General features: G+C 69.8%; 21 protein-coding genes and 1 pseudogene. 13 read left to right on the top strand and 9 right to left on the bottom strand.

The features are described 5' to 3' along the window. Positions 1–33: 33 nt before the first annotated feature. Positions 34–2,538, bottom strand: a complete 2,505-nt coding sequence (locus Q0283_RS09310; RefSeq protein ID WP_183525190.1) for an FAD-dependent oxidoreductase — start codon at positions 2,536–2,538, stop codon at positions 34–36. A gap of 443 nt (positions 2,539–2,981) precedes the next feature. Between Q0283_RS09310 and Q0283_RS09305 the strand changes: the two genes are divergently transcribed. The 3 genes from Q0283_RS09305 to Q0283_RS09295 all read left to right on the top strand — a co-directional run bounded on the left by Q0283_RS09305 (position 2,982) and on the right by Q0283_RS09295 (position 6,846). Beyond that, positions 2,982–3,635, top strand: a complete 654-nt coding sequence (locus Q0283_RS09305) for a GntR family transcriptional regulator (RefSeq protein WP_183525187.1) — start codon at positions 2,982–2,984, stop codon at positions 3,633–3,635. An 87-nt stretch (positions 3,636–3,722) separates the two neighbouring features. Next, positions 3,723–4,643: a formyltetrahydrofolate deformylase gene (purU, locus tag Q0283_RS09300; RefSeq protein ID WP_298044314.1), complete on the top strand. Its 921-nt coding sequence runs from the start codon at positions 3,723–3,725 to the stop codon at positions 4,641–4,643. Positions 4,644–4,938: 295 nt separating this feature from the next. Beyond that, positions 4,939–6,846, top strand: a complete 1,908-nt coding sequence (locus tag Q0283_RS09295) for a BCCT family transporter (protein ID WP_255459418.1) — start codon at positions 4,939–4,941, stop codon at positions 6,844–6,846. Between the two features lie 164 nt (positions 6,847–7,010). On the opposite strand, the gene Q0283_RS09290 is transcribed toward Q0283_RS09295, so the two are convergent. Further along, entirely contained in the window at positions 7,011–7,943 is a 933-nt protein-coding gene (locus tag Q0283_RS09290) for a LysR family transcriptional regulator (protein ID WP_183525178.1), read from the bottom strand. A 155-nt stretch (positions 7,944–8,098) separates the two neighbouring features. On the opposite strand from Q0283_RS09290, the gene Q0283_RS09285 reads away from it, so the two are divergent. From Q0283_RS09285 to Q0283_RS09260, 7 genes and pseudogenes are all read left to right on the top strand, one after another. Continuing rightward, complete coding sequence (locus Q0283_RS09285) at positions 8,099–9,403, top strand: SRPBCC family protein (protein WP_183525175.1); 1,305 nt, start codon at positions 8,099–8,101, stop codon at positions 9,401–9,403. Then, complete coding sequence (locus Q0283_RS09280; protein WP_183525172.1) at positions 9,400–10,806, top strand: ferredoxin reductase; 1,407 nt, start codon at positions 9,400–9,402, stop codon at positions 10,804–10,806. Before Q0283_RS09285 ends, Q0283_RS09280 begins: the two co-directional genes overlap by 4 nt. 149 nt (positions 10,807–10,955) lie before the next feature. After that, a pseudogene (locus Q0283_RS17625) lies at positions 10,956–11,323 on the top strand (response regulator); the annotation flags it as partial. Continuing rightward, complete coding sequence (locus tag Q0283_RS17620; protein WP_366134262.1) at positions 11,324–11,725, top strand: response regulator transcription factor; 402 nt, start codon at positions 11,324–11,326, stop codon at positions 11,723–11,725. Continuing rightward, positions 11,722–12,963: a cell wall metabolism sensor histidine kinase WalK gene (locus Q0283_RS09270; RefSeq protein ID WP_298044312.1), complete on the top strand. Its 1,242-nt coding sequence runs from the start codon at positions 11,722–11,724 to the stop codon at positions 12,961–12,963. Before Q0283_RS17620 ends, Q0283_RS09270 begins: the two co-directional genes overlap by 4 nt. A gap of 278 nt (positions 12,964–13,241) precedes the next feature. Then, positions 13,242–15,266, top strand: coding sequence for a copper-translocating P-type ATPase (locus Q0283_RS09265; RefSeq protein WP_221243528.1), 2,025 nt, complete (start codon positions 13,242–13,244; stop codon positions 15,264–15,266). A 32-nt stretch (positions 15,267–15,298) separates the two neighbouring features. Beyond that, the gene (locus Q0283_RS09260; protein ID WP_298044311.1) at positions 15,299–15,964 is read left to right on the top strand and encodes a DUF305 domain-containing protein; all 666 of its coding nucleotides are present in this window, start codon (positions 15,299–15,301) and stop codon (positions 15,962–15,964) included. Between the two features lie 62 nt (positions 15,965–16,026). Here Q0283_RS09260 and Q0283_RS09255 read toward each other — a convergent pair whose 3' ends face one another. From Q0283_RS09255 to Q0283_RS09225, 7 genes are all read right to left on the bottom strand, one after another. Next, positions 16,027–17,538, bottom strand: a complete 1,512-nt coding sequence (locus tag Q0283_RS09255; protein ID WP_298044310.1) for a multicopper oxidase family protein — start codon at positions 17,536–17,538, stop codon at positions 16,027–16,029. Next, positions 17,535–17,810: an SHOCT domain-containing protein gene (locus tag Q0283_RS09250; protein WP_183525159.1), complete on the bottom strand. Its 276-nt coding sequence runs from the start codon at positions 17,808–17,810 to the stop codon at positions 17,535–17,537. The genes Q0283_RS09255 and Q0283_RS09250 overlap by 4 nt, the downstream gene beginning before the upstream one ends. A gap of 31 nt (positions 17,811–17,841) precedes the next feature. After that, positions 17,842–18,276 carry a DUF302 domain-containing protein gene (locus Q0283_RS09245; protein WP_183525156.1) on the bottom strand — a complete coding sequence of 145 codons (435 nt, stop codon included), beginning with the start codon at positions 18,274–18,276 and terminating at the stop codon, positions 17,842–17,844. 136 nt (positions 18,277–18,412) lie between these two features. After that, positions 18,413–18,823, bottom strand: a complete 411-nt coding sequence (locus Q0283_RS09240; RefSeq protein WP_183525153.1) for a four-helix bundle copper-binding protein — start codon at positions 18,821–18,823, stop codon at positions 18,413–18,415. A gap of 325 nt (positions 18,824–19,148) precedes the next feature. Further along, a complete protein-coding gene (locus Q0283_RS09235) occupies positions 19,149–19,592 on the bottom strand; it encodes a hypothetical protein (protein WP_183525150.1) in 444 nt (147 codons plus the stop codon). A 380-nt stretch (positions 19,593–19,972) separates the two neighbouring features. Beyond that, on the bottom strand, positions 19,973–21,100 hold the full coding sequence (locus tag Q0283_RS09230) for a cell wall metabolism sensor histidine kinase WalK (RefSeq protein WP_298044308.1): 1,128 nt from the start codon (positions 21,098–21,100) through the stop codon (positions 19,973–19,975). Then, complete coding sequence (locus Q0283_RS09225) at positions 21,097–21,819, bottom strand: response regulator transcription factor (RefSeq protein ID WP_183525147.1); 723 nt, start codon at positions 21,817–21,819, stop codon at positions 21,097–21,099. Before Q0283_RS09225 ends, Q0283_RS09230 begins: the two co-directional genes overlap by 4 nt. A gap of 485 nt (positions 21,820–22,304) precedes the next feature. Here Q0283_RS09225 and Q0283_RS09220 point away from each other — a divergent pair, with 485 nt between their 5' ends. The 3 genes from Q0283_RS09220 to Q0283_RS09210 all read left to right on the top strand — a co-directional run bounded on the left by Q0283_RS09220 (position 22,305) and on the right by Q0283_RS09210 (position 26,093). Then, complete coding sequence (locus Q0283_RS09220; protein ID WP_255459417.1) at positions 22,305–23,696, top strand: DUF418 domain-containing protein; 1,392 nt, start codon at positions 22,305–22,307, stop codon at positions 23,694–23,696. 199 nt (positions 23,697–23,895) lie between these two features. Next, positions 23,896–25,422, top strand: coding sequence for an ATP-binding protein (locus tag Q0283_RS09215; RefSeq protein WP_183525143.1), 1,527 nt, complete (start codon positions 23,896–23,898; stop codon positions 25,420–25,422). After that, positions 25,419–26,093: a response regulator gene (locus Q0283_RS09210; protein WP_298044307.1), complete on the top strand. Its 675-nt coding sequence runs from the start codon at positions 25,419–25,421 to the stop codon at positions 26,091–26,093. The genes Q0283_RS09215 and Q0283_RS09210 overlap by 4 nt, the downstream gene beginning before the upstream one ends. The last annotated feature ends 6 nt before the right edge of the window (positions 26,094–26,099 follow it).

Genomic DNA, 26,099 nt, shown 5'->3' with positions numbered 1-26,099 from the left:
CCGCCCACGTGCCAGCCCGTCGGCCGGCGTGGGTCAGGAACGCAGCTTCTCCATCGCCGGGTCCACGAGGGGTTCCTCGCTGATGGTGGCCGTGACCTCCCGGTCGAAGGTGCGGACGGTGACCTGGTCACCGACCGCCAGGTCCTCCGGGACCCACGCCAGGGCGATGGGCCGGTGCACGGTGTAGCCGAAGTCGGCGCTGGTGACGAAGCCGGCCGGCGTGCCGTCCACCAGGACCGGTTCGTGCCTGCCGGTGAGCACCGTGGTCCCGTCGTCCACGGTGAGGCAGCGCAGGGCCCGGCCCTGACCGGAGCCAGCCAGTCCGGCCCTCTCGGCCAGGGCCCGGGCGCCCACGTAACCCACCTTGTCCTTCTTGACGGCGAAGCCGAGGCCTGCCTGGTCGGGGTAGTGCCCGGTGTGCACGTCCGTGCCCCAGGACCGGTACCCCTTCTCCAGCCGCAGGCTGTTGAAGGCCCCCCGCCCGGCGGCGATGATCCCGTGGGCGGCACCGGCCTCCCAGAGGGCATCCCACAGCCGCGCCCCGTCCTCGGCGGCGGCGTAGATCTCCCATCCCAGCTCCCCCACGTAGGAGAGCCGGAGCAGGCGGACCGGGATCCCGGCGATCTGGGTCTCCACGCCCTGGAAGTACCGCAGGCCCTCGTTGGTGAGGTCCTGGTCGGTCAGCGGCTGGAGCACCGTGCGGGCGTTGGGGCCCCACAGGCCGATGCAGCAGGTGGCGTCGGTGATGTCCTCGACCGTCACCGGGCACTCCGGGTGGGCTTCGGTGAACCTCCGGGCCTGGACGGCCAGGTAGTTCGCGTCGATCCCGCCGTTGATGCCGGCCATGAACCGCTCCGGGCCGAACCGGGCCACGGTGATGTCACTGCGGATGCCCCCGGCGTCGTCCAGCATCAGCGTGTAGGCCACGGCGCCGACCTTCCGCCGCATGTTCCCGGTGGTCAGGGTGTCCAGGAAGGACTCCGCACCCTCACCGGTGATGTCCACCCGGCGCAGGGCGGTCATGTCGTACATCGCCACGTTGGTCCGGGTGGCGTGGGCCTCCGCCGCGCTGATGGGCGAGTAGTACTGACCGGACCAGGCGTCACGCTGGGGCGGCAGCCACTCGTCCGGCAGGTTCTCCAGCAGGGACGCGTTCGCCTCGTACCACTGCGGGCGCTCCCAGCCGGACGCCTCCAGGAAGAACGCCCCCAGCTCCTGCTGCCGCTCGAAGAACGGGGAGAGCCGGAGGTTCCGCGGGGAGTCCTTGGGCTGCAGGGGGTGCTTGATGTGATAGACCTCGACGAAGCTCTGGGCGGAGGTCTCCTGGATGTAGTCCTGCTCGAGCTGGACCTTCTCGAAGCGGTGCAGGTCCATCTCCCGCAGGTCGGCGTCGCTGTGACCGTCCACGATCACCTGGGCCAGGGCACGGGCCACGCCGGCCGAATGGGTGACCCAGACCGCCTCGGCCACGTACAGGCCGGACACGTTCGAGGCCTCGCCCACGAGGGAGTTGCCGTCCGGCGTGAAGGAGAAGATGCCGTTGAAGGCATCCTCCACGCTCGTCTGTCCCAGCTCGGGCAGCAGCCGCCGGCTGTCGTCCCAGGCGGGGGCGAAGTCCTCGGGGGTGAACTGGAGCCGGGAGGGCATCCGGTCGTTCTCGACGTCGACCTCCTGCGGCATCTCGTCGTAACGCACCGGGATGGGGCGGTGCCCATAGGAGCCGATACCGATCCGGGACCCGTGCTGACGGAAGTAGAGGTTGTCCTCCTGGAGCCGCAGGATGGGCAACCGGGCATTGTTGCCCGTGCCCACTGCCTCCTCCGTCTCGCCCCGCAGGGACGGCAGTGAGGTGGTCCGGACATACTGGTGGGCCATCGGCACCAGGGGAATGGTCATCCCGGCCATCTCCCCCAGCTCCGGTCCCCAGAAACCACCGGCGCAGATCACGATGTCCGCGGGGACGAACTCATCCCCGCACCTGACCCCGGTGACCTGCCCGGAGGACTCCTCGATCCCCGTGACCAGCGTGTTCTCCCGGAACACCGCACCGCGGGACTCGGCCCGCTGGCGCAGCAGCTCGACCGCCAGCAGGGAGGACGCCAGCCCGTCCGTGGGCACGTACAACCCGCCCAGCAGCAGGCTCTCATCCACCAGGGGGTGCAGCTGCTTGGCCTCCGCGGCGTCCACGACCCGAGACTCCACGCCCCAGCAGGCGTTGAAGTTGTTCCGGCGGTGCAGTTCGGCCAGCCGCTCGGGCGTGGTGGCAACCTCGAGCCCGCCCACGGGGTTGAACGCGGCCGCGCCGTCCTTGACCAGGCCGAGGAGTTTGCTCCCCGTATAGGCCGCGAGCTCGGAGAGCAGTTCCGAGGGGGTGGACTGGAAGACCAGCCCTGGAGCATGTGAGGTCGAGCCACCCGTGGAGGGGATGGGCCCGCGGTCCAGGACGGTGAGATCCGTCCAGCCCCGCTGGGTGAGTTCATCGGCCAGGTTGGCTCCGACGATGCCGGCTCCGATGACCACGACGCGCGGAGATTCCATGGTGGTGTCCAATCCTTCGGTCCCCGAGGGGATGCCATACACAAGTCATATATGAGCAACGTAGTGACACGCCTCACGTTCCGTCAAGGGGCAAAATCAGGCTGGGTGAACCTCTTGCGCGGCGGTGTGATGTGGGTTACGTTCTTCGGCATCCGTCATATATGTGTTGCATGTGGCTCTCATACGACCGTGCTCCTCGTGGCGAGCTTCCTATTGTTCGGCCTCACGGCGTCCGTCGCCTAAGGCCCCGAGACCAAGGAGAAGTCCCTCGCATGAGCGTCCCGCTGTCCATCACCCACGCGGCGTCACCCCTCGGGACGCCCCCGGCGCCCCTCGGCGGACCCGCCGGTGAACCCTCACCGGCGCCACGGCCATCATCCCGGCGGCCGGCCTCGATCCTCCTAGGCTCTATCCCACACGTGGAGATGGCCCAAGGAGCGTCGATGCACACCGTCGAGAAATCACCCAAGCGAACCACCCTGGCAGAGCGCGCGTACCAGGAGATCCGCACCCGGATCATCGACAACCGGCTCGCACCCGGGTCCCCCCTCGACGAGGAAGCGCTGATGGCCGAGTTGTCCATCGGCCGGACGCCGTTGCGCGAGGCCGTCAAGAGACTGGAATCGGAACGCCTCCTGACCATCTACTCACATCGGGGAACCTTCGTTCCCGAGGTCACCATCCGCGACCTGCGGGAGATCTCCGACGCCCGCAGGCTGCTGGAGGGCTATGCCGCCCGGCGGGCCGCACTGTCCGCCACGGAGGCGGACCGGCGGGACCTCGAGGCCTGCCTGATGGACGTGCAGTCACTGGAGCCGGGATCCTCCTCCGACCTCATGCAGGTCGATGCGCGGATCCACGAGTCGATCTACCGCGCCATGGGCAACCGCTACATCGAGGAGAGCCTCATCCAGTACTTCTCCCTGTCCATGCGGATGTGGAATCACGTCCTGCCCCGCCTGGGCACCATGGAACCCCACGTGCAGGAGCACGTGGACCTGATCCGGTCCGTCCTCGACGGGGACGCCCAGGAAGCAGAGCGCCTCGCCGCGGATCACGTGACCCATTTCGAGGACATGGTGATCGCCGCCCTCTGAGGACCGCCCAGCGGCCCTCACCCCTCACCGCCCCACCAGCTACCGGAGGCCACCCGGCCTTCCCTCACGAATAAGGTGACACGCCCCATGACCAGCACCACCACGACCGCCACGGTCCCCGCTCCCCTGCGTTCCGGGACGCGCCCCGCCTCCCCCGGCCTGGTGCTCACCCTGTCCTGCACCAACCAGAAGGGCATCGTGCACGCCGTCTCCGGCGCCCTGCTGGACGTCGACGCGTACATCACCTCTTCTCAGCAGTTCGACTCCCCCGACACCGGCACCTTCTTCATGCGCGTCGAGTTCACGACCGACACCGCCCTGACCGCCGTCCAGGACGCCCTGGCCCCGATCCGGGACCGGTTCAGCATGGACCTGCACCTGCACGAGGCGACCACCAAGACCCGCACCCTGGTCATGTGCTCCACGGACGGGCGCACCCTCAACGACCTGCTGTTCCAGCACCGGACCGGCACGCTGCCGATCGACATCCCGGTGATCGTCTCCAACCACCTCGAACTGCAGCCGATGGCGTACTTCTACGGCATCCCCTACGTGCACATCCCGCTGGTGAAGAACGAGGACGGGACGGACAACAAGGCCGAGGCCGAGCGCAAGCTCATGGAGCTCGTGCGCATCTACGACATCGAGCTCGTGGTGCTGGCCCGCTACATGCAGGTGCTCTCCGACGACCTGTGCCGCCGGCTCGGCGGCAAGGCCATCAACATCCACCACTCCTTCCTGCCCTCCTTCAAGGGCGCCCGGCCCTACCACCAGGCCCACGAACGCGGCGTCAAGCTCATCGGCGCCACCGCCCACTACGTCACCCCGGACCTGGACGAGGGCCCCATCATCGACCAGACGGTCCAGCGCGTCACCCACGCCCAGTCCGCCCGCGACTTCGTCAACCTCGGCCGCGAGGTCGAGGGCTCCACGCTGTGCCGGGCCGTGCGCTGGCACGCCGAGCACCGCGTCCTGCTCGACGGCAACCGCACCGTCGTCTTCGACTGACCAGAGGCAATGACCCGGCGAGCCGCATGATCATCGCGCCTCGTGCCCCCGAACCGGTCATCGACGGTAACAGCATGAACAGCACAGCGAACGAGGCCCCCGGCCCTCCGTCCGGGGGGACGCCCGCGGGCCATGTGCAGCCGCCAGGACCATGCCTCACTGAGCAAAGGACCCACACATGGCTTTCAGGAACGTCCAGCAATCCCCTACACCCGATGAGTTGCGTGCCGACGATGCGTTGGCGGAGGTCCCTCGTGCCGAGGAACCAGCACTCCGGGAGAAGAGCGAGGCAACCATGAGTGCCTCCAGTGAGGCAGACACAGACCTCCCTGTCCTCGATCCGGACGAGGAGGAGGGTGGGCTCCCCCCGTCGGACGTCGAGTGCGAGCAGATCCTCGAAGAGCTGCGTCATGCCAGGACCGAGCAGGCAGTGGCCGAGCGCCGGAACCACAGGCTCACCCTCGACAAGGTCACGTTCGGCATCACGGGCGTCATCGCCCTCGCCTTCGTCGTCTGGGGCTTCGTGGGACGCGACAGCCTGTCCGAGACGTCCACGGGTGCTCTCAACTGGGTCATGGAGTACACGGGATGGCTGTTCATGTTCCTGGCCTCGCTCTTCGTGGTCTTCGTCCTCTGGCTGGCCCTGGGCAAGTTCGGCAACATCCCGCTGGGCAAGGACGGCGAGAAACCCGAGTTCCGGACGGTGTCCTGGGTCGCCATGATGTTCGCCGCGGGCATGGGCATCGGGCTGATGTTCTACGGGGTGGCCGAACCGCTCTACCACTACGTCTCCCCACCGCCCGGCACCGTGGACGGCCGGACCCCCGAAGCCATCCAGACCGCCATGGCGACCTCGATCTTCCACTGGACCCTGCATCCCTGGGCCATGTATGCGGTGGTCGGCATCGCCATGGCCTATGGCGCCTACCGCCTGGGCCGCCGGCAACTGATCTCCGTCGCCTTCACCTCACTCTTCGGCGTCCGGAGGGTCGAGGGTCCCCTCGGGAAGTTCATCAACATCCTGGCCATCTTCGCCACCTTGTTCGGGACCGCCGCGTCGCTGGGCCTGGGCGCCCTGCAGATCGGCAGCGGCCTGACCTCCAACGGTTGGTTCGGGGACGTCGGCACGCCCGTGCTCGTGGTGATCGTGGCCGTCCTGACACTGTGCTTCGTCGCTTCCGCCGTCTCCGGCATCAGCCGCGGCATCCAGTGGCTCTCCAACATCAACATGGTCCTGGCCGTCGTCCTCGCGCTGATCGTCTTCGTCGCCGGCCCCACACTGTTCATCCTCAACCTGATCCCCTCCGCGATCGGCGACTACGCCCGCGACCTGGCCGAGATGTCGTCCCGGACGGAAGCGGTCGGCGATGAGTCGCTGCGCAGCTGGATGACCAGCTGGACCATCTTCTACTGGGCGTGGTGGATCTCCTGGACCCCGTTCGTCGGACTCTTCATCGCCCGCATCAGCCGCGGCCGCACCATCCGCCAGTTCGTCACCGGAGTGCTGCTTGTGCCCAGTGTCGTCAGCGTGGTCTGGTTTGCCGTCTTCGGCGGCGCCGCCTTCCACGTCCAGCAGGAGGCCGACCAGGAGGGTGCGCCCGGCCTGGTGACCATGGTCGACGGGGCACCGTCCGTCAACTTCGACGGAGCACTCTTCGACCTCGTCAAGAACCTGAGCATGCCTGACTGGGCCACCACTGCCGTCATCGCCCTGGCCATGGTCCTGGTCGCCATCTTCTTCATCACCGGTGCCGACGCGGCGTCCATCGTGATGGGTTCGCTCAGCTCCAACGGAGCCGAACACCCCCGCCGCGGAGTGGTCATCTTCTGGGGCTGCCTCACCGGCGCCGTGGCCGCGGTCATGCTGCTGGCCGGCGGTGATGAGCCCTCGGAAGCCCTGGCCGGGCTGCAACGCATCACCATCGTGGCAGCGCTACCGTTCGTCATCGTCATGATGCTGCTCTGCTTCGCCCTCACCAAGGACCTGCGCCGGGACCCCCTCTCCTTGAGGCGCCGCCTGGCCACGTCGGTCGTGGAGCGGGCCATACGCACGGGCGTGGAACAGCACGGTGGTGCGCAGTTCGACCTCGTCACCAAGCACGACTGCGCCGAGCGGTGCTCGGAGTCGGCATGTCTCGGAGCGACTCCCTCGGGGAGCATGCCCATCGTCGAGGCCCGGCGCGCGGAACCCGGGAGCAGCTAGCAGGCGGCTCTTTCTGAGCTGGAGCCCTTCCCCAGGGCAGGTGGCTGGGCCCGGTGCGGGCCCAGCCACTCGCTGTGTAACCGGGTGCCGACGCCTTCGTCCTCGCTCGCGCCCTTCCATCCCTGGTCACGCCGCCCGGCGGGTGTTCGAACTGCCTCCCGGTGTCAGAGATCGTCTGCCGGCCGACCGGCGAGGATTCGATCGGCGCTGACCCGGAGGATGCCGAGCGATTCCTGGATCAGCGGTGAGGTGATGCTGCCCCGGCGCGCCGCGGCGACGATGCGGCGCGCAGGCTTACCCCGGCCGGTCAGGCGCAGCCGGACGACGTTCTCGGCACTTCGCAGCGGCGCCAGTCGCGGCAGCAGTCCCACGCCCAGCCCCGCACCGACGAAGGCGATCTGGGTCTCCCACTCGACGGCCTCATGGGCGATGCGCGGCGTCACGCCGACGGCGCGGAACGCCGCGGTGAACAGCGAATGGTAGGTGGAGCCGGCGGCCTCGGTGATCCACGGTTCCGACGCCAGCTCCTCGAGCGTCACCGTGGCCCGCGATGCCAACGGGTGGTCGGCGGGGATGATCACGTCCAGGGGATCGTCCAGCAGGACCGTCTGCTCGAAGCGCGGATCGTCCTCGGCATGGGTGTCGGACTGCATGGCGACGATGACCGCCAGGTCGATGCGCTCTGCGACCAACAGGTCGAAGCAGCGGGCCGGGTCGGCCTCGAGCACCTGCACCTCCATCAGGGGGCGTGAGGCGCGCAGGGTGGCGGCCAGGGGTGCCAGCAGCTGGGCGGCCGCCGAGGAGAATCCGCCGAGGCCGAAATGAGACGGCATCTGGTCACCGGCCTGCATGGCCGCGGTGCGCAGGCTCTCCCACTCCGCGATCAGGGTGTCCGAACCGGTCACGAGGAACCGGCCCGTGGCGGTCAGTCTCACCCCTCGCCCGTCCTTCGTGAGCAGCTGCATTCCCAGTTCGCGCTGGAGGCCCCTCAGTTGCGCGGAGACGGCGGAGGGGGAGTACCCCGTGAGCTCCGCGGTCGCGCCGATGGTGCCACAGCGGGCGAACACCCGGAGGGTGACGAGACGTGCATCGATCATGCACATATTGTGCACGGTTATCTCCACGATCTTGCGCTTTTACCGCAGAGCGGATGTGCCTAATCTCACATATAGGACGTCTCGACCACACCGGTTGCGCCCCAGCGGGGTGCCGACGGATCCCCCACTCACCGAACCCTCCCGGGAGGAACCACATGTCTGCTCCAGTGAACGTGTCCCCCACAGCACGTGGAAAGCTCGCGTCTTCCGTGCCCGCCGAGCAGTTGGCGGAGATCGCGGAATTGTTCGAGTTCCGGCGCGCCGGATACTCCCTCGACGCACCCTTCTACACGGATCCGACGATCTTCAGCATCGACATGCAGGCCATCTTCGGACGGCACTGGATCTTCGCGGCCAGCATCGCCGAACTCCCGGAACCGGGTGACTACGTCACCGTGGACTACGGTCCCTACTCCCTGATCGTGCTGCACAACGACGACGGCGGCGTGAACGTCCTGCACAACGTGTGCCGCCACCGCGGCGCCCGCGTCCTGACCGACCCCGCGGGGACCACGGGAAACCTGGTCTGCGGTTATCACTCCTGGACCTACTCCCCCAACGGCGACCTCATCCATGCCTCGGCCCCGGGGGAAACGACGTTCGACAAGGGCTGCTTCGGCCTCAAGCGCGCCCACAGCCGCGTGGTCGCCGGACTCATCTTCGTCTGCATCGCGGATGAGCCGCCGACGGATTTCGACGACACCTCGAAGATCTTCGAGCCCTACCTCGCACCGCACGACCTGTCGAAGACGAAGATCGCCTACCAGCAGAACATCGTCGAAGAGGGCAACTGGAAGCTCGTCATGGAGAACAACCGTGAGTGCTACCACTGCGACGGTCACCCGGAGCTCGCCTGTTCCCTCTTTCCCACCTGGGGCCTCACGGAGGGCCTGATCCCGCCCCATCTCGAGGAGGTGTGGGACCGCAACAAGGAAGCACAGTCATCACTCGAGGAGCGTTGCCGCCGCTACGGTCTTCCGTACGAGGTCGTCGAGGAGCTGGACACGCGCATCGCGGGCATCCGCATCTCCCGTGAATCGCTCGACGGTGACGGCGAATCCTTCTCCCCCGACGGCCGCCGGCTGTCCAAGAAGCTGCTCGGGGACTTGCGGGACTTCCGTCTGGGCCGCTGCTCGATGCACCTGCAGCCCAACAGCTGGTTCCACTTCCTCGGGGACCACGTCATCACGTTCGGTGTCTTCCCCATCAACGAGCACCAGACGCTGGTCCGCACCACCTGGCTGGTGGCTGACGACGCCGAGGAGGGCGTCGACTACGACCTGGACAAACTCACCTACACCTGGAAGCAGACCAACCTGCAGGACAAGGCGTTCGTGGAGCTGTGCCAGCAGGGCGCCGGCAGCCCCGCCTACCAGCCCGGACCGTACATGAAGAGCGAGTACCAGGTCGAGGCGTTCATCAACTGGTACGTGCAGCGCGTGCAGGAGCACCTGGCATGACCGACCTCGTCACGGGAACGGCCACCGTGGAACCACAGCGCATCCGCGGCCTGGAGATGCCGTGGAACCGGGTGATGGCCACCACCGAGGGGCCCGCAGGCGCCGCCCGCGCCCTGGGCCCCTGGCATCCCCAGGAGTTCATGGCCGAATGCGTCGAGGTCATTCCCGAGGCCGGTGACATGATGACCTTCGTCTTCCGCCGCTGCGACGGGGCGCCGCTGGCGTTCCGTCCTGGCCAGTACGTCAACGTCGCCTTTCCGGTGAACGGCGCGGACCAGGACCCTGCGGACCGCAGCTACTCGCTGTCCAGCTCACCCACGCGACCGTGGACCTTCGACATCTCCGTCAAGCGCGACCCCACGGGACTCGTGTCACCGTGGGTCCACGAGAACGTCAGACCCGGCACCGTCCTGGAGATGCTCGGCCCCGTGGGGGCATTCCACCTGCCTGACGCCGACCGGCGGGCACGATATCTCCTGCTGGCCGCCGGCGCGGGTATCACCCCCATCATGTCGATGGTGCGGACCATCCACTCCCTGCCCGGGCAGGCCGACGTCGTGGTGTTGTACCACGGAGCGGTGGCCGGCGGTTATGCCTTCCACCAGGAGCTGGCCTACATCGCCTCCGTGGACCCGCGCATCAAGGTCTTCTGGTCCCTGGGCGACCGCAACACGCCCGAGGGCTGGGAATGGCTCACCGGACGGCTGTCGTCGGCCATGCTCGAGGAGGTCGCTCCCGACGCCAACGGCCGCCAGGTCTATGCCTGCGGACCAGAGGGTTATCTCAACACCGCCGCTGAGCTCCTCAAGAAGGTCGGTGTCGACGACACCTCCATCCACATGGAGTTCTTCTCGGGAGACCGCCAGACGCTCCTTGAATACCAGGCGGAGGTCGCGCTGGCAGCGGACATTGCCGAGGAGATCGCCGAGGAGATCGCCGATTCCGCCGAGGACTACTACGACAGCCAGCCCGCCGCGTTCGAGCTCTACGAGCCGGGTTATGACGCCGAGGGGACCCTGGAGGCAGCAGGGCTGCCGCTGGAGGCCGCCGACCCGGAGACCTCACGTCCCGACGGCGGTCCCGATGTGGAGACGGAGGCCGAGACCGTCGACGCCTCGGGCTTCGACACGGTCGGCACGGGAAGCCTCACCCTGTCCTTCATGCGCACCGGGGTCAATGTGCGCATCGACCCCGCCGACCACATCCTCGAGGTGGCCCAGCGTGCGGGTGTGAGGATCGGGGCGAACTGCAAGGAGGGAATGTGCGGCTCCTGCAAGGTGGTCAAGCTCTCCGGCGAGGTCGAGATGAACCACCAGGGCGGGATCCGTCAACGAGAGATCGATGCAGGGAAGTTCCTGCCCTGCTGCTCCACCGCCCGGACCGACCTGGTGATCGACGCCTGATCCCTCCGGCACCTCCAGGCCGGACCACCGCGTCCATCGTCCACGGAAGGAGGACGAGCGGGGCACTGCCGCCCAGGATCATTCGCTTACCGCACACCGAGGCGGGGGTCCATCGTCTCCCGCGAGAACCTGCTGGCTGATTTGAAGGTGTGGACAAGATCGGGGCTCCACACCGCTCCAGCGGCGGTCACGGAAGGACGACGAGGCACACTGAGGGTGTGAACCCTGTCGCTGAGTCTGCCGTGGGGCGAGTTCTGGTGGTGGATGATGAGAAGGCCCTGGCGCAGATCGTCGCCTCGTATCTACAGCGGGCCGGCCATGACGTCTCGACCGTCCACTCCGGCCCGGAGGCCCTGGAGGCGGTGCGGGCCCAGGACCCCGACGTGGTCGTGCTGGACTGGGCCTGCCCGGGATGGACGGGATCGAGGTGTGCCGACGGTTGCGGGCCTTCTCCCAGTGCTATGTGGTGATGCTGACCGCTCGCGGTCAGGAGCATGACAAACTGGAGGGCCTGGGGGTGGGCGCCGACGACTACCTGACCAAGCCCTTCAGCGTGCGGGAGCTGGTCGCCCGGGTGGCGGTGGTGTTGCGCAGGCCCCGTACCACCCTGGGCCACCCGGAGGCGGTGCGGTCCTTCGGGGACCTCCTCGTGGATCTCGCGGCCCACGAGGTGCGCGTGGGCGGGAGGCCGGTGGGGTTGACCCGCACCGAGTTCGATCTGCTGGCGGTCCTGTCCACCCGCCCCGGGGAGGCCCTCTCCCGTCGGGCGCTGATCGACCTGGTCTGGGATCCGGCGTGGGTGGGGGACGAGCGGATCGTGGACGTGCACCTGGGGAACATGCGCCGCAAGCTCGGAGCCGACCCGAACCGTTACGTCGAGACCGTGCGCGGGGTGGGTTACCGGATGGTGCACCGGTGAGCAGACCCGATCGCGCCCGGGGCTTGGCGGCCCGGTTCTTCCTCGCGCAACTGCTCGTGGTGGCCGCCAGTATCCTGGCGGCCGTCCTGGTCGCCCTGATCATCGGCCCCGCGGTGTTCCATGACCACCTGCTCCGCGCCGACGTGGCTCCTGATCCCAGCCAGGTGCTGCACGTGGAGAACGCCTATCGCGACGCCACCCTGTGGGCCTTGGGCGCCGGCCTGGCCACCGCCCTGGCCCTGGCCACGGCGGTGGCCTGGTTGTTCGCCCGCCGGATCCGCAGGCCCCTTGACGCCCTCACCTCCGCTGCGGCCTCGATGGCCGCCGGTCACTACAGCACGCGGGTCCCGTCCACGGATGCCGGAGTGGAGGTCGATGCGGTCTCTGCGGCCTTCAACACCATGGCCGAACGGCTGGACGGCACCGAGCGGACCCGTCGTCGCCTGATCTCGGACCTGGCCCACGAGATGCGCACCCCCGTGTCCGTGCTCGCCGTCTACCTCGACGCCCTCCACGACGGGGTCGCGGAGTGGAACACGGCGACGGGGACGGTGATGGCCGACCAACTGACCCGGTTGGCCCGACTGGTCGAGGACATGCACGAGGTCTCCCGGGCCGAGGAGGGACACCTCGACCTGGACCGTGCCCGCCGGGGGATCGTGCCACTGGCCCACGCCGCCGCCGAGGCCCATCACGAGGCCTTCGTGGCCAAGGGGGTCGATCTCCTCGTCGAGGTCCGACATGAGGCGTTCGTCATCGCGGACCGGGATCGGATAGGCCAGGTACTGGACAACCTGCTCGCCAATGCCCTGCGCCACACCCCGGCCGGCGGCCGTGTCGTGCTGAGCACGGACCTGGACTCCACGGGCCGGGCGAGCATCACCGTCTCCGACACCGGGGACGGCATCACCGCCGAGCAATTGCCCCACGTCTTCGAGCGCTTCTACCGGGGGGACTCCGCCCGAGACCGTGACCGCGGCGGTTCCGGGGTCGGCCTGGCCATCTCCCGGGCCCTGGTCGAGGCCCATGGCGGCGCCCTGACCGCCCGTTCGGACGGGACCGGGCGCGGGGCCGCCTTCACCCTCACGCTGCCTCTCTCCGCCGATTCCACCCGCGGCGAACCAGGAACCGTCACACCTTGCAACATACCCCAGGGGGGTATATACCGGACGTGTCAGGCCTCGCAGGGTGACCAGCGGGGCAACCCCGGGAAGGAGTCCGAGACCCACCGTCGCTGAGTCCGCCAGCCGCGCGGTCTCCGGCGACACCGTCCGCACTGTCCGACCCACCGCCCATCATCTCGGCTGGTCCGCCGCCGAGTGGAAGGAACGCCATGAGTCCCGCCCATCACCACGGCCCGGACGAGCACGCCGGTCATACCGGGCATGGAGAGCATGCCGGTCACGGGGGCCACGACACCCATGGCCAGGCGATGCCGCAGGGGCTCCCGCATTCGGCAGTGGACGAGGAACACCAGGTCCACTCCCACGGCCAGCACGCCGGGCACAGCGTGGCCATGTTCAAGCACCGCTTCTGGTGGTCCCTGATCCTGTCGATCCCGGTGGTGATCTTCAGCCCGATGGTCGCCCACCTGCTGGGCTACCACCTCCCCCAGTTCCCGGGTTCGGCCTGGATCGCTCCGGTGCTGGGCACGGTGATCTTCATCTACGGCGGCGCCCCGTTCCTCAAGGGCGGGCTGACCGAGCTGCGCTCCCACCAACCGGGGATGATGCTGCTGATCGCCCTGGCCATCACGGTCGCCTTCGTGGCGTCCTGGGTGACCACCCTGGGGATCGGCGGGTTCGACCTGGACTTCTGGTGGGAGCTGGCCCTGCTGGTGACCATCATGCTGCTGGGACACTGGATGGAGATGCGCGCCCTGGGCGCGGCCTCCTCGGCATTGGACGCCCTGGCCGCGCTGCTGCCGGACGAGGCCGAGAAGATCGTGGACGGGGACACCGTGACGGTGCCCATCGCCGACCTGTCGGTCGGGGACACCGTCCTGGTCCGCTCCGGGTCCCGAGTCCCCGCCGATGGACAGATCGTGGAGGGGGCCGCGGAGTTCGACGAGTCGATGATCACCGGGGAGTCCCAGGCGGTCTCCCGCGGTGAGGGTGAGACCGTGGTCGCCGGCACCGTGGCCACCGACAACTCCGTCCGGGTCCGCGTCGAGGCCATCGGAGCCGACACCGCCCTGGCCGGTATCCAGCGGATGGTGGCCGACGCCCAGGAGTCCTCCTCCCGCGCCCAGGCCCTCGCCGACCGGGCGGCGGCCCTGCTGTTCTGGTTCGCCCTGGTCGCGGGCATCCTCACCGCCATCGTCTGGACCGTGCTGGGCAGTCCCGACGACGCCGTGACCCGGACGGTGACCGTGCTGGTCATCGCCTGCCCGCACGCCCTGGGCCTGGCCATCCCGCTGGTCATCGCCATCTCCACCGAGAAGGCGGCGGCCTCGGGGGTGCTGATCAAGGACCGGCTGGCCCTGGAACGGATGCGCACCATCGACGTGGTGCTCTTCGACAAGACCGGCACCCTGACCGAGGGTGCCCACGCGGTCACCGGCACCGCCCCGATGCCAGGTGTCTCCGAGGCGCGGTTGCTGGCGGTCGCCGCGGCGGCCGAGGCCGACAGCGAGCACCCGGTCGCCCGTGCCATCGTCACCGCCGCCACCGCGCACCCGGAGGCCTCCGCCCAGCGGTTGCGCGGTACCGGCTTCACCGCGGCCAGTGGCCGCGGGGTGCGCGCCATCGTGGACGGGGCGGAGGTGCTCGTCGGTGGGCCGAACATGCTGCGCGAGTACGGGGTGGACACCCCCGTGGAGATCGCCGAGACCGCGCGGTCCTGGACTGACCGCGGCGCCGGGGTGCTGCACGTGGTGGCCGACGGTGAGGTCATCGGGGCCCTGGCCGTGGAGGACCAGGTCCGTCCGGAGTCCCGGGCCGCCGTGAAGGCGCTGCAGGACCGGGGGGTCACGGTGGCCATGATCACGGGCGACGCCACCCAGGTCGCCCGGGCCGTGGGGGCGGACCTGGGCATCGACGAGGTCTTCGCCGAGGTCCTCCCCCAGGACAAGGACACCAAGGTCACCGACCTGCAGGTCCGCGGACTGAGCGTGGCCATGGTCGGTGACGGCGTCAACGACGCCCCGGCCCTGGCCCGCGCCGACGTCGGCATCGCCATCGGCGCCGGGACCGACGTGGCCATGGAATCGGCCGGCGTCGTCCTGGCCGGCAACGACCCCCGTGCCGTGCTGTCGATGATCGAGCTCTCCCACGCCAGCTATCGCAAGATGATCCAGAACCTCGTCTGGGCCGCCGGCTACAACGTCATCTCCGTCCCGCTGGCCGCCGGCCTGCTCGCCCCGTTCGGGTTCGTGCTCTCCCCCGCGGTCGGCGCGATCCTGATGTCGGCCTCCACCATCGTGGTGGCCCTCAACGCCCAGCTGCTGCGCCGGATCACCCTCGACCCCGCCCATCTGGCCCCACTCGGCGCCCAGGACCGGCACGCCGACCGGCGGGCCGTCCGGGCTGCCACCCACTGACCCACCCCCCACCACGAAGGAGAACCACTCCCATGAAGCGCACCACCACCCTGACCGGCCTGGCCCTGACCGCGGCCCTGGCCCTGACGGCCTGCGGCGGCACCGACACCAGCGGTGGTACGGGCACCACCTCGACACCGACCACCTCGGCGGCGGAGGCCTCACCGACCCCCACCCGCACCGCCTCGGGTTCGACCGGGGAGGTCTCGGCAGAGCACAACGACGCCGACGTCATGTTCGCCCAGATGATGATCCCCCACCACCAGCAGGCCGTGGAGATGAGCGAGATGCTGCTGGGCAAGACCGACATCCCGGCCGAGGTGACGGAGTTCGCGCAACAGGTCATCGACGCCCAGGGCCCGGAGATCGACCGGATGCACACCATGCTCGACACCTGGGGTGCCAGCGCAGCCTCAGAGGCCGAGGTGGAGGGCATGGACCATGGCGCGGGGACAGGCTCCGGGATGACCGGCATGATGAGCGACGAGGACATGCGCCGGCTGGATCAGGCCCAGGGCACCGAGGCCGCCCGCCTGTACCTGGAACAGATGACCACCCATCACGAGGGTGCCGTGGAGATGGCACGGGAGCAGGTCGAGACCGGCCAGAACCCGCAGGCACAGGCGCTGGCCCAGGAGGTCATCGACGCCCAGCAGGCGGAGATCGCGCAGATGCGCACGATGCTCGACTCCCTCTGATCCGGTCCGCGCCCCGGCCGACGGCGGCGGGGCGCGGATCCCGGAGAGGCGGCTCGACGGGTTCAGGCCACCTCGATCGTGCCCATCATGCCGAGGTCCTCGTGGTCGAGGATGTGGCAATGGAACACGGTGCGGCCGGTGAAGTCCCCGAAGGCCACGCGGACCCTCACCTGCCCGAAGGCCGGGACGTTCACGACGTCGGCCCAGCGGGGCTCGTCCTGCGCGCCGTCGCCGTCGTCGATCACCTGGACGGGCCAGACGTGCAGGTGGACCGGGTGATCCATGGGCGAGGAGTTGACCAGGGTCCATTCCTCGACATCTCCGGCGCGCACGCTGACGTCGGTGCGCTCGGCGTCGAACTCCTGGCCGTTGATGGTGAAGGACATCATGGCACCGTTGCCCATCATCCCCCCTCCCATACCGCCCATCGCGAAGTCGAGGGTGCGCCGTCGGGCCACGTCTTCCCCCCGCAGGTCCCGCGGTTCCGGCACCGCCTCCACCGCACCGCGCCGGTCGACCGGTTTCCCGCCGACCTCCAGGCGCAACAGCTCCAGGGGTCCGCCACCCCCGGGACGCCTCCCGCCCATCATCCCGGGCATCGCCCCGCGGTCCACGGGGGCGGCCACGAGCGTGGAGGTGCCCTCGGTGGCCTCGACCAAAATCTCCGCCCGGTTGCCCGGCGCCAGGTCGACCGTCGAGGTCTCCACGGGTTCGCGCAGCCGGCCCTGGTCCCGGGCCAGCAGCAGCATCGTCTGGCCCTCCAGCCTGAGGCGCAGGAAACGGGAGGGGCAGGCATTGACGATCCGCCAGCGCTCACGCTCCCCCGGTGCGGCCTCGAGTCGCGGCCGCACCTGGCCGTTGACCAGCACCTGCCGGCCTTCCCGCCCCATCATCCGCTCCCTCGGCGACGGCTCCGCGAGGTCCCCGTCGGCCGTGAGCAGGGGGTCGGAGACCACGAGGACGCGTTCGCGCGTGACCGGCACCGGTTGCGTGTCCCGGACGATGATCACCCCGTACAGGCCGGCCGCGAGTTGCTCGGCCACGTGGCCGTGGTGGTGCGGGTGGTACCAATAGGTTCCGGGCGGATGGTCGTCCGGCAGGACGAACTCGTAGTCGTGGGCCTCCCCCGGGGCGATCGTCACGAAGGGGTCGTCGCCGGCTCCCCGGGGGGAGACGTGCAGGCCGTGGACGTGGAGGTTGGTGGGTCCGGCCAGGCGGTTGCTCATGCGGATCCGCAGGGTGTCCCCGGCGGAGACCTCCACGGTGGGGCCCGGGAGCGAACCGTTGAAGGTCCACACGCTGGCGGACCGGCCATCGATCGTGACGGTGGTCGGTGCAGCCTCCAGGCCGAGCTCCAGCACTCCGTCGGCACTGGCGAGCACCTGTGGTTCGGCCCATGCCCCCGGACCGGTCCCGTCCCCTGCGGCGGATCCGTCCGTCGTCGGACGGATCCGCGGAGAACGAGGCGCGCCCTGGGGACGGCGCCCCTGCCACAGCCCGATGGCACCGACCGCGGTCATCGTGGCGCCGGCCAGTCCCCACCCGATCACCTGCCGCCGGGTGGGCTGGCTCACGGCGTCTCTCCCTCCAGGGTGCGCCGGCGTTCGTGGAACTCCTCGGCACTGATCTCCCCGCGGGCGTAGCGCTCCTCGAGGATCTCCCGGGCCCTGGACGTCGCCGCACCGGCCGGCGGGGTGCGCGGCCCGTCCGGGCGGCCCGCGCCCGGGCCCCCGCGGACCAGCACCAGGACGAGGAGGATCACCAGCACGACTACCCCGACGATCAGCAGGATCCAGAACAGCCAGGCCCAGCCCATCGCCCAGCCCATGCCGTCGCCCCACATCATGACGTTCTCCTCGCTCGTGTGGTTCCGTTCCCTAGGGTGTGCCCTGCAGGCCCCCGTCGCGGGCGCGCAGGGACTCCAGCACCGACCGCAACCGGGTGCCGGCGTCGTCGGCCACCTCCTGGACGGGACCGCTCCCGCTCAGGGTGACCATGGTCTGTGGGTCGATGGCCTCCACCGTGGTCGCCCTCGCACCGGCGGCTCGGCGGACCACCACGTTGCACGGCAGGAGCGCACCCATCTCCGGTTCGGCCGCCAGTGCCTTGCTGGCCAGACCGGGGTTGCAGGCACCCAGGATCACGTAGTCGCCGACCGCCTCGGCGGCCTCGGCCCCCAGCTTCTTCTCGAACGTGGCCCGGACGTCGATCTCTGTCAGGATGCCGAAGCCCTGTTCGGACAGTGCCTCGCGAGTGCGCTCGACGGCGTCCTGATAGGACAGGTCGACGGTGATGGCATGGGTGTAGGTCATCGGTCAATTCCTCTCGTGATAACGATCGGCGGGGTGTGGCCCGGCCGTCAATCAGCGGGACACGGCCGGTTCGCGCATGCCTTGTCCGGTCCCGTCGTCGTGGTGGCCGCCCGGCCTGCGCGGGCGCCCGGTCCCGTCAGCCGAGGGTTGCCAGCAGGTCCGCGCAGGCCTGTTCGCACCGACGGCAGGCCTCGGCACAGACCCTGCAGTGCTCGTGCATGCTCCCGTGGGAGGCGCACTCGTCCCCGCATCCCTTGCACGCCGCGCGGCAGGCCTCGAGCAGGGCCCGGACGGTCTCCGCGTTGGTCCCGGTCTGCCGCGACAGCACCCGGCCCGTGACGATGCAGAGATCGGCACAGTCCAGGTTGAGCCGGATGCACTGCCTCAGGTCCGCGACCATGTCCTCGGCCAGGCAGGCATCGGCACACGCCGTGCACGTCTGGGCGCACTCGAAACAGGCCTCGATGCACTCGGCCAGCTTCTGCCGGTCGATGGTGCCCAGGTCCTTCGGGTAGGTCTGAAGCATCGAGCTCACGTGATGGGTCATGACATGTTCCTTCCGTGATGTCCATGAACGACGAACCGGTCAACGCCAGCCCGCCACACGTCCGACCGTAGGTCCCGGGCATCGATCACCTCAAGGACTCGTCCATGAAGGTTCCATGAAGCTGGGCGCACGAGCCGGGCAGCACCTGACGATTCTCACCGCACGCCGATCCATCGCCCGACAGCGTCCGACAGCGCCCGACAGTGTCCGACGACATGGTGCGCGGCGGACACCGGTGCCCAGGCCCTCACCCGCGTTGACGTGATCGACCCCGCGCAGTGCCCCTGCCGTCGCCGTACTCAGCCCTCCGGGGGGCTGGGTGTTGTCACGGACGGCCCAACCGCTGCATCCGAGCCTCCTCATCCATGACTCGAAGGAAACGAGCGAGGATGTCCATCGTCTTGACGCTTCTGGCCAGGAAGATGGTCGAGCGCCTTCCGTTGGCGGCGCGGCATGCCGCGTCATGACCGAGGGCGCGCAGTGTGATCGAGGTTCCTTCGCGGCCTGCAGTGAGGTACACCTCTACGGCCCACCTGCCGAACCCCAGTCGCCCCGAGCCAGACCCTGCGAGGCCTACGTCCGGTCGACCCACGAGAGGGTCATGCGGACTGCCGCCCCCGGCGATGACGTCGACGTCCGCGCGGAGGTACACGAGGAAACCATCGAGATGTCGGAGCGCGACCTTCAGGTCGCAGATGGTTTCCAGCTCCACGAGTTGGTCCACCATCGGTGCGGTCTCCATTTGCTGCGGACAGGTGGCGGGCGTCATGGCTCTTCTCCAGGGTCGGTACAGTCCGGGCTCGCGGTGTGCTTCCACTCTCCGGGGCGGACGTTGAGCCACGCTTACGCCGGTCTCACGGTTCGATGACATTCCGTCCTGGCCGACCGGGCCCTCGTCTGTGCCTCCACCGGCCGCGTCACCCGACGGTGTGATGGCTGCGGCCCCCCGGGCGGCCCGGCTGGCCCGGCTGGCCCAGCAGCACGGTGCCCTGGGGTTGCCGAGGAGAGGACCCGGGTGGATGTGGCGTCTACACGCCCCGTGGCGATGCGGACACCCGTCCGGGATGCACCTCCCGGCCGGACGTGCCCCGCTGGTGGGAGCGCTGGGCCGGTCTCCCGGGGCCGAACCGTCGGGGGATGAGCGGACCGTCAGGTCCGGGGTAGCTGCAGGGTGAAGCTCGAGCCCTGCCCGGGGCCGGGACTGTGGGCCTGCAGGGTGCCGCCGTGGGCCTGCACCAGGGCACGACTGATGGCCAGCCCCAGCCCGGACCCGGGACCGGCCTCCCGGCCCGTGCGGGCCCGGTAGAACCGGTTGAACACGTGCGGGAGATCCTCCGGCGCGATGCCCTCCCCGGTGTCGGTCACGGCGATGGTCACCGCCTCGGGGGCGTCGTGGGTGTGCACGGTGATCGTGCCCCCGACAGGCGTGTGGCGCAGGGCGTTGGCCAGCAGATTGGCCAGCACCTGGCCGATCCGTCCGCGGTCCATGGGCACCGGCTCGGGCACCGGGCCCGAGGACTCGGTGGCCAGGGTGATGTCCCGGGCGGCGGCCTGCTGCTGGACGGCAGCAAGGGCCTCGGCGATCACCGTGGCCGGGTGCTGTCTGGCGAGACGCAGGTCCACCAGGCCTTCCTCGGCCCGGGTGAGCTGCCGGATGTCCCCGGCCAGGCGCTCCAGCCGGCCGATCTGGGAGTACAGGACTCCGGTGGTCTCCTGGTCGAAATCCACCACCCCGTCCTCGACGCCCTCGACGTGGACCTTGATGCTGGCCAGCGGGGTGCGCATCTCGTGGGCCAGGTCGGCCAGCATCTGGCGCCGCGTGGAGTCCACCGCCTCGAGCCGGGCGGCCATGTCGTTGAACGAGGAGGCCAGGGCGTCGAACTCGGGTCCCAGCCGGGGCGGGCCCAGCTGCACCCGATAGTCACCCGAGGCCACCTGACGGGCCGCGGTGGAAAAACGGGTCAGGGAGCGGCCGATCGTGCGGTACAGGTAGAGGCTGAGCCCCACCGCGATGCCCAGGGCCGGCAGGCCACCGATGAGCAGTCCGCTGAGACTGACCGTCCGGAACGCCTCCTGCATGTGGACCTGGCCGACCATCTCGGCCTCATGGGCATGATGGTTCGCCACCAGCACGTCATGGAACATGGACGGCCCCAGACCCACCACAGCCCACAGCACCAACGCCAGACCCATCGCCAGCACCGCAACCTGGGCCAGGATCAGCCGCACCGTCAAGGGGTGCCAAGATCTCCCCGGGGCCGGAACCGCGGCGCTCACCGGCCATCTCCCATCCGGTAGCCGATCCCACGGACCGTCTCGATGAACCGCGGCGCGCCCGCCCGGTCCCGCAGTTTCTTCCGCAGCCGGGCCACGTGCACGTCCACCACGTGCTCCTCCCCGATCCACTCGGTATTCCAGATCGTCTGCACCAGTTGGCGGCGGCTGAGCACCTGACCGGGGCGTTCCACCAGGGCCAGCAGTAGGTCGAACTCGATCCGCGTCACCTCGACCGCCGCGCCGTCCACACAGACCCGGCGCCCAGCCCGGTCCACCACCAAGGCTCCGACCCGGGTCACGGTGGCCTCCGGTCCGGGCGGGGGCGCCGGGGCCGTGTCCAGGTGGTGGAGCCGCCGCAACCGGGCCTGGATCCGGGCGACCAGTTCCCGCGCGCTGAACGGCTTGGTCATGTAATCGTCGGCTCCCATGGAGAGGCCAATGATCTTGTCCATCTCATCGTCGCGCGCGGTGAGCATCAGCACATGGCAGGTGGAGAAGGTGCGCACCTGACGGCACACCTCCAGTCCGTCCAGCCCGGGCAGTCCCAAGTCGAGCACGAGCACGTCCGGGTCGAAGTCCCGGACCGCCTGCACCGCCTCGGCTCCGTCCTGGCACGTCGCGACCTCGAGCCCGGCGGTGAGCAGGTACTTCTCGACCATGCGCACCAAGGTGGGCTCGTCGTCGACCACGAGCACGCGCCCGGTTTGACTTGCAGACATCAGCACTCCTTCACGCCCGCACCCCTGCGGCCCCGGTGACACCGCCTCATCCTCAGGGGTTGCTGCAGTCATTGTGACTGACCGGCGGATCCTCCTGCGTCCGAGGACCCGTTCGCTCACCACGGCCCGGTGAGCGTGCCCCGGCGCCCGGCGACCCCAGCGCCGGGCCTTCAGGGCGGGCGCGCACCGTTCCGAAGGCGAGTGCGGGGCGGGACCCGGTGCGATGAACCGTCATCAAAACGTGAGGTTCCCGCACAGGTCCCGCCATGTCCGCATCGAAGGCTGGAAGGGTCCCAGGATTCTGTGTCCCCCGGTCAGCACAAGGAGGGGCACCGAGAGCCACCCGACGACCACCGGGGCGACCGATCACAGCGTGGTCACAGCCGCGGCACACCTCAGAACAACCCACGCCGGGTGTTCTGGACACCAGGCCAGTAATGCTTCGAGCCATGTCAGACCCCCCCGACCGGCTAAGACGAGGAACCATGATGAGTGCACACGACGTCTCACGAGAAGTGGTCGCGGATCCCCGTGCGACCACGAAGATCAAGCCCAGGAAACGGCTGGTCGGGGTGGACGCCGCCCGCGGTCTGGCGCTGATCGGGTTGATGGCCGCCCACATCCTGCCCGAAACCGATGAGGTCACCCACGAGCCGACCCTGGTGTTCTCCCTCGTCAACGGCAACTCGGCCGCGCTGTTCGCACTGCTGGCAGGGGTCGGACTGGCCCTGTCCACCGGCGGGGCCACCCCGCACCGGGGCCGTCGGATGCACGCGAACCGGGCCGGGTTGGCGGTGCGGGCCGGGCTGGTCGGGCTCATCGGCCTGGTGGTGGCGGCCATCCTGCCCTGGGACCCGCCGGCCTACGGGATCCTGGTCTACTACGCGGTGTTCTTCCTGCTGGCCCTCCCCTTCCTGCACCTCTCGGCTCGGACCCTGTTCGGGGCGGCGGCGGTCTTCGCCCTCACCGGCCCCGTGCTGATGCAGAAGCTGGAACCGGTGCTGCCGGAGTCCTCGGACTACAACCACACCCTGGTGACCGTGTTCACCGAACCGCTGGGGACCGCCTCCGAGCTGCTGCTCACGGGTGTGTACCCCGCGGTGCCGTACCTGGCCTACATCCTCACCGGCCTGGCCCTGGGCCGGTTGAACCTGCGCAGCCCCCGGACCCAGGCCATCATCGCCGGCACCGGAGCGCTCGTGGCCCTGGGCGCCCAGCTGCTCTCGGCCCTGTTGCTGCGCGTGGCCGGGGGTTACCAGGCGCTGCTGGACAGCGACGGGTTGTCCCCCGACGAGCTGGACGAGGCCCTGGCCTACAGCACCGGTGTACTGCCGGGCACCTCCGGGTGGTGGTTGACCATCGTCACCGGGCACAGCAACGCCCCGCTGGCCATCGCCTCCAGCCTGGGGATCGGCATGGTGGTGCTGGGTTTTTGCCTGCTGCTGGGAGCCCGGGCCGGGCGATGGCTGACCCCGCTGGCGGCCATGGGATCCATGACCCTGACCCTGTACACCGCACACCTGCTCGCCCTGGCCCCCGAGGTCCACTACCACGACCCGGAACTGTGGTTCGCCCTGCACCTGGGTGTCGCTGCCGTCGTCGCCTGGTTCTGGACCCGCCGCTTCGGTCGGGGCCCCCTGGAGGCTGTCGTCGCCCGCGCCGTCATCGGCACCCGGGCCGTGGTGACCGACGGTTCACCGGGGGCCTACCCCGGTGGCCGCACCTCCACACGGTCCGGCGGCCTCACACAGGAGACCCCACCGCCCTCCGGGACGGACCCGGCCGGCCGCCAGGACGACGGTCACGTCGACCACGCCCCCGCACGGCCCCCTTCGCCCGGCAATTCACGACTGACGCCCCCGCTCCCCGGGCCCTAGACCCGGCACGCGCCCCTGCCGCCCTGCGGGCAGGAGACCGAAGCGGCAGCGGAGTCCACGACGGCCAGGCCGGAGGTCTCCGGAGTGGCCGGAACGGGGGGGTGGAGGCGTCGTGACCACCAGTCTCCCCCGTGTCTGCACCGGCCGTGCCTCGTGCCGGAGCCGGGGCCGGGGCCGGTCGGGATGGTATGACTGGGGCATGTCGACGCAGACGGGCCACGGTGCTGTCCTGCAGGCCCTGGCCCTGAGGGATATCCGCCGCAACCGGGTGGTGGCGGGTTTCGCGGTGGCCGTCCTGGTCCCGGCGATGGTGCAGTGGTGCGTGATGGCGTGGGGCAGTGACCTGACCGCGGCCTCGCTGCTGCAGCTCACTGGGGCGGTAGGGGCGGCCCTGCTCGGGGGTATCGTCCCGGGGCTGCTGGCGGCGCTGTGGGCGACCTTGCTGCTGAACTACTTCATGGTCCAGCCCACGGGGTCCCTGTTCATCCACGATGCCACCACCGTGGTCTCCCTGGCGTGCTTCGTGGTGGTCTCGGCCGCGGTGGCGGCGGTGGTGCACCTGTCGGAGCGGCGGCTGGCGCAGGCGCGGCGGGCCCGGGCCGAGGCGGCGGTGCTCAACCGGCTGGCTCTGGTGGTCGTGGCCGCCCGGGACCCGGTGTCCAGTCTGCTGGCCCAGGCCCAGGAGGTCCTCGGCGCGGAGGGCGTGGCACTGTTCGTCCGTCCCGCCGGGGACGGCCCGGCGGGTGGGGACCGCACGGTGGTGAAGGGGGCATGGGAACGACGCGCGGGAGTCGGGTACGCCCCGGAGTCACCGGAGGGGGCGGCAGTCGTGGAACCGGTGGATGAGGGCACCGTGCTGGTCCTTTGGGGCCCGGCGCTGTCCTCGGAGCAGCGGGGACTGCTCCGGGCGTTCACCGCGCAGCTGGTCGCGGTGCGGGACCGCCAGCGGCTGGCGGTCAGCCTGGACGAGAACCGGGCGCTCGCCCAGGACAACCGGATGCGCACCTCGATCCTGCAGGCGGTCAGCCACGACCTGCGCACCCCGCTGGCCGGGATCAAGCTGGCGGCGAGCAGCCTGCTCCAGCCACATGCCCGGTTCGGCCCCGGGCAGCAGCGGGAACTGCTGGACACCATCGAGGCCTACGCCGATCAGCTGTCGAGCATGGTCGAGAACCTGCTGGACCTGTCCCGGATCACCGGTGGCGCCGTCGCCGTGGTGCTGGGGCCGGCGCGGTGGCGGGACGTGCTGCCAGGGGCCCTGCGGGCGGTGCCGACCGGTTCGGTCGAGGTCCAGGACATGGAGGCGGTGGCGCAGGTGGTCGCCGATGCGGGCCTGGTCGAGCGCGTGATCGCGAACCTGGTCGAGAACGCCGTCCGCCACGCCCCCGGTGCCCGGATCACCGTGGCGGCCCGGGACACCGCGGAGGACGACGGGTCGAGGTGCGGGGAACTACGGGTCGTCGACTCCGGAGCTGTCCCCTCGGTGGCGCTGCCGGGCGACCTCGAGGAATTGTTCATCCCGTTCCAGCGCTTCGGTGACGCCGGCGGCGCTGGCACGGGACTGGGACTGGCGGTGGCCCGCGGCCTCACCGAGGCCATGGGCGGGACCCTGCACGCCGAGCGGACCCCCGGAGGCGGGCTGACGATGGTGCTGCGCCTGCCCCAGGCAGAACGGGCACCGGACCTCGACCGGCCGGACGGCGGGGACGACGAGGCCGGACGATGACGACGGTCCTGGTCATCGAGGACGAACGCCCGCTGTTGCGGGCCCTGCAGCTGGCGCTGCAGGCCAACGGGTACACCGTCGTGACCGCCCCGACCGCCAGCAGCGCCCTGGCCTCACTGTCCCAGGAAGCGGTGGACGTGATCGTGCTGGACCTGGGGTTGCCGGACCTGGACGGCCAGGACCTGATCCCCCGGGTGCGCACCATGACGACCGTCCCCCTCCTGGTGCTCTCGGCCCGGCACGCCTCCGCCCAGAAGGTCGCGGCCCTCGACGCCGGGGCCGATGACTACGTCACCAAGCCCTTCGGTCTGGAGGAACTGCTCGCACGGCTCCGGGCGGTCCTGCGCCGCCGCGGTGCCGAGGACGGGACCCCACGCGTGGACACGGCGGATTTCACCGTTGACTTCTCGGCCCGCCGCGCGGTGCGGGACGGGGCCGAGGTGCGCCTGACGCCGACCGAGTGGAGGATCCTGGAGGTGCTCACGGCCAGCCCGGGCCGGTTGGTGTCCCACCGCGACCTGCTCGAGCGGGTCTGGGGGCCGGCCTACGTCAAGGAGACCCAGTACCTGCGGGTCTACCTGGGCCAGCTGCGCCGCAAGCTCGAGGCCGACCCGGCGGCACCTCGGCACCTGATCACCGAGGCAGGCCTCGGCTACCGGTTCGACCCGTGATCGCCA

The organism is uncultured Citricoccus sp., assembly GCF_937871995.1.
Lineage (GTDB): Bacteria > Actinomycetota > Actinomycetes > Actinomycetales > Micrococcaceae > Citricoccus.
This window is presented reverse-complemented; position numbering and strand designations above follow the sequence as displayed.

Coding starts and splice junctions, on each gene's coding strand:
- Q0283_RS09310 (WP_183525190.1), bottom strand. CDS start 2,538: ATGGAATCTCCGCGCGTCGTGGTCATCGGAGCCGGCATCGTCGGAGCC.
- Q0283_RS09305 (WP_183525187.1), top strand. CDS start 2,982: ATGCACACCGTCGAGAAATCACCCAAGCGAACCACCCTGGCAGAGCGC.
- purU (WP_298044314.1), top strand. CDS start 3,723: ATGACCAGCACCACCACGACCGCCACGGTCCCCGCTCCCCTGCGTTCC.
- Q0283_RS09295 (WP_255459418.1), top strand. CDS start 4,939: ATGAGTGCCTCCAGTGAGGCAGACACAGACCTCCCTGTCCTCGATCCG.
- Q0283_RS09290 (WP_183525178.1), bottom strand. CDS start 7,943: ATGATCGATGCACGTCTCGTCACCCTCCGGGTGTTCGCCCGCTGTGGC.
- Q0283_RS09285 (WP_183525175.1), top strand. CDS start 8,099: ATGTCTGCTCCAGTGAACGTGTCCCCCACAGCACGTGGAAAGCTCGCG.
- Q0283_RS09280 (WP_183525172.1), top strand. CDS start 9,400: ATGACCGACCTCGTCACGGGAACGGCCACCGTGGAACCACAGCGCATC.
- Q0283_RS09265 (WP_221243528.1), top strand. CDS start 13,242: ATGTTCAAGCACCGCTTCTGGTGGTCCCTGATCCTGTCGATCCCGGTG.
- Q0283_RS09260 (WP_298044311.1), top strand. CDS start 15,299: ATGAAGCGCACCACCACCCTGACCGGCCTGGCCCTGACCGCGGCCCTG.
- Q0283_RS09250 (WP_183525159.1), bottom strand. CDS start 17,810: ATGATGTGGGGCGACGGCATGGGCTGGGCGATGGGCTGGGCCTGGCTG.
- Q0283_RS09245 (WP_183525156.1), bottom strand. CDS start 18,276: ATGACCTACACCCATGCCATCACCGTCGACCTGTCCTATCAGGACGCC.
- Q0283_RS09240 (WP_183525153.1), bottom strand. CDS start 18,823: ATGACCCATCACGTGAGCTCGATGCTTCAGACCTACCCGAAGGACCTG.
- Q0283_RS09235 (WP_183525150.1), bottom strand. CDS start 19,592: ATGACGCCCGCCACCTGTCCGCAGCAAATGGAGACCGCACCGATGGTG.
- Q0283_RS09225 (WP_183525147.1), bottom strand. CDS start 21,819: ATGTCTGCAAGTCAAACCGGGCGCGTGCTCGTGGTCGACGACGAGCCC.
- Q0283_RS09220 (WP_255459417.1), top strand. CDS start 22,305: ATGATGAGTGCACACGACGTCTCACGAGAAGTGGTCGCGGATCCCCGT.
- Q0283_RS09215 (WP_183525143.1), top strand. CDS start 23,896: ATGTCGACGCAGACGGGCCACGGTGCTGTCCTGCAGGCCCTGGCCCTG.
- Q0283_RS09210 (WP_298044307.1), top strand. CDS start 25,419: ATGACGACGGTCCTGGTCATCGAGGACGAACGCCCGCTGTTGCGGGCC.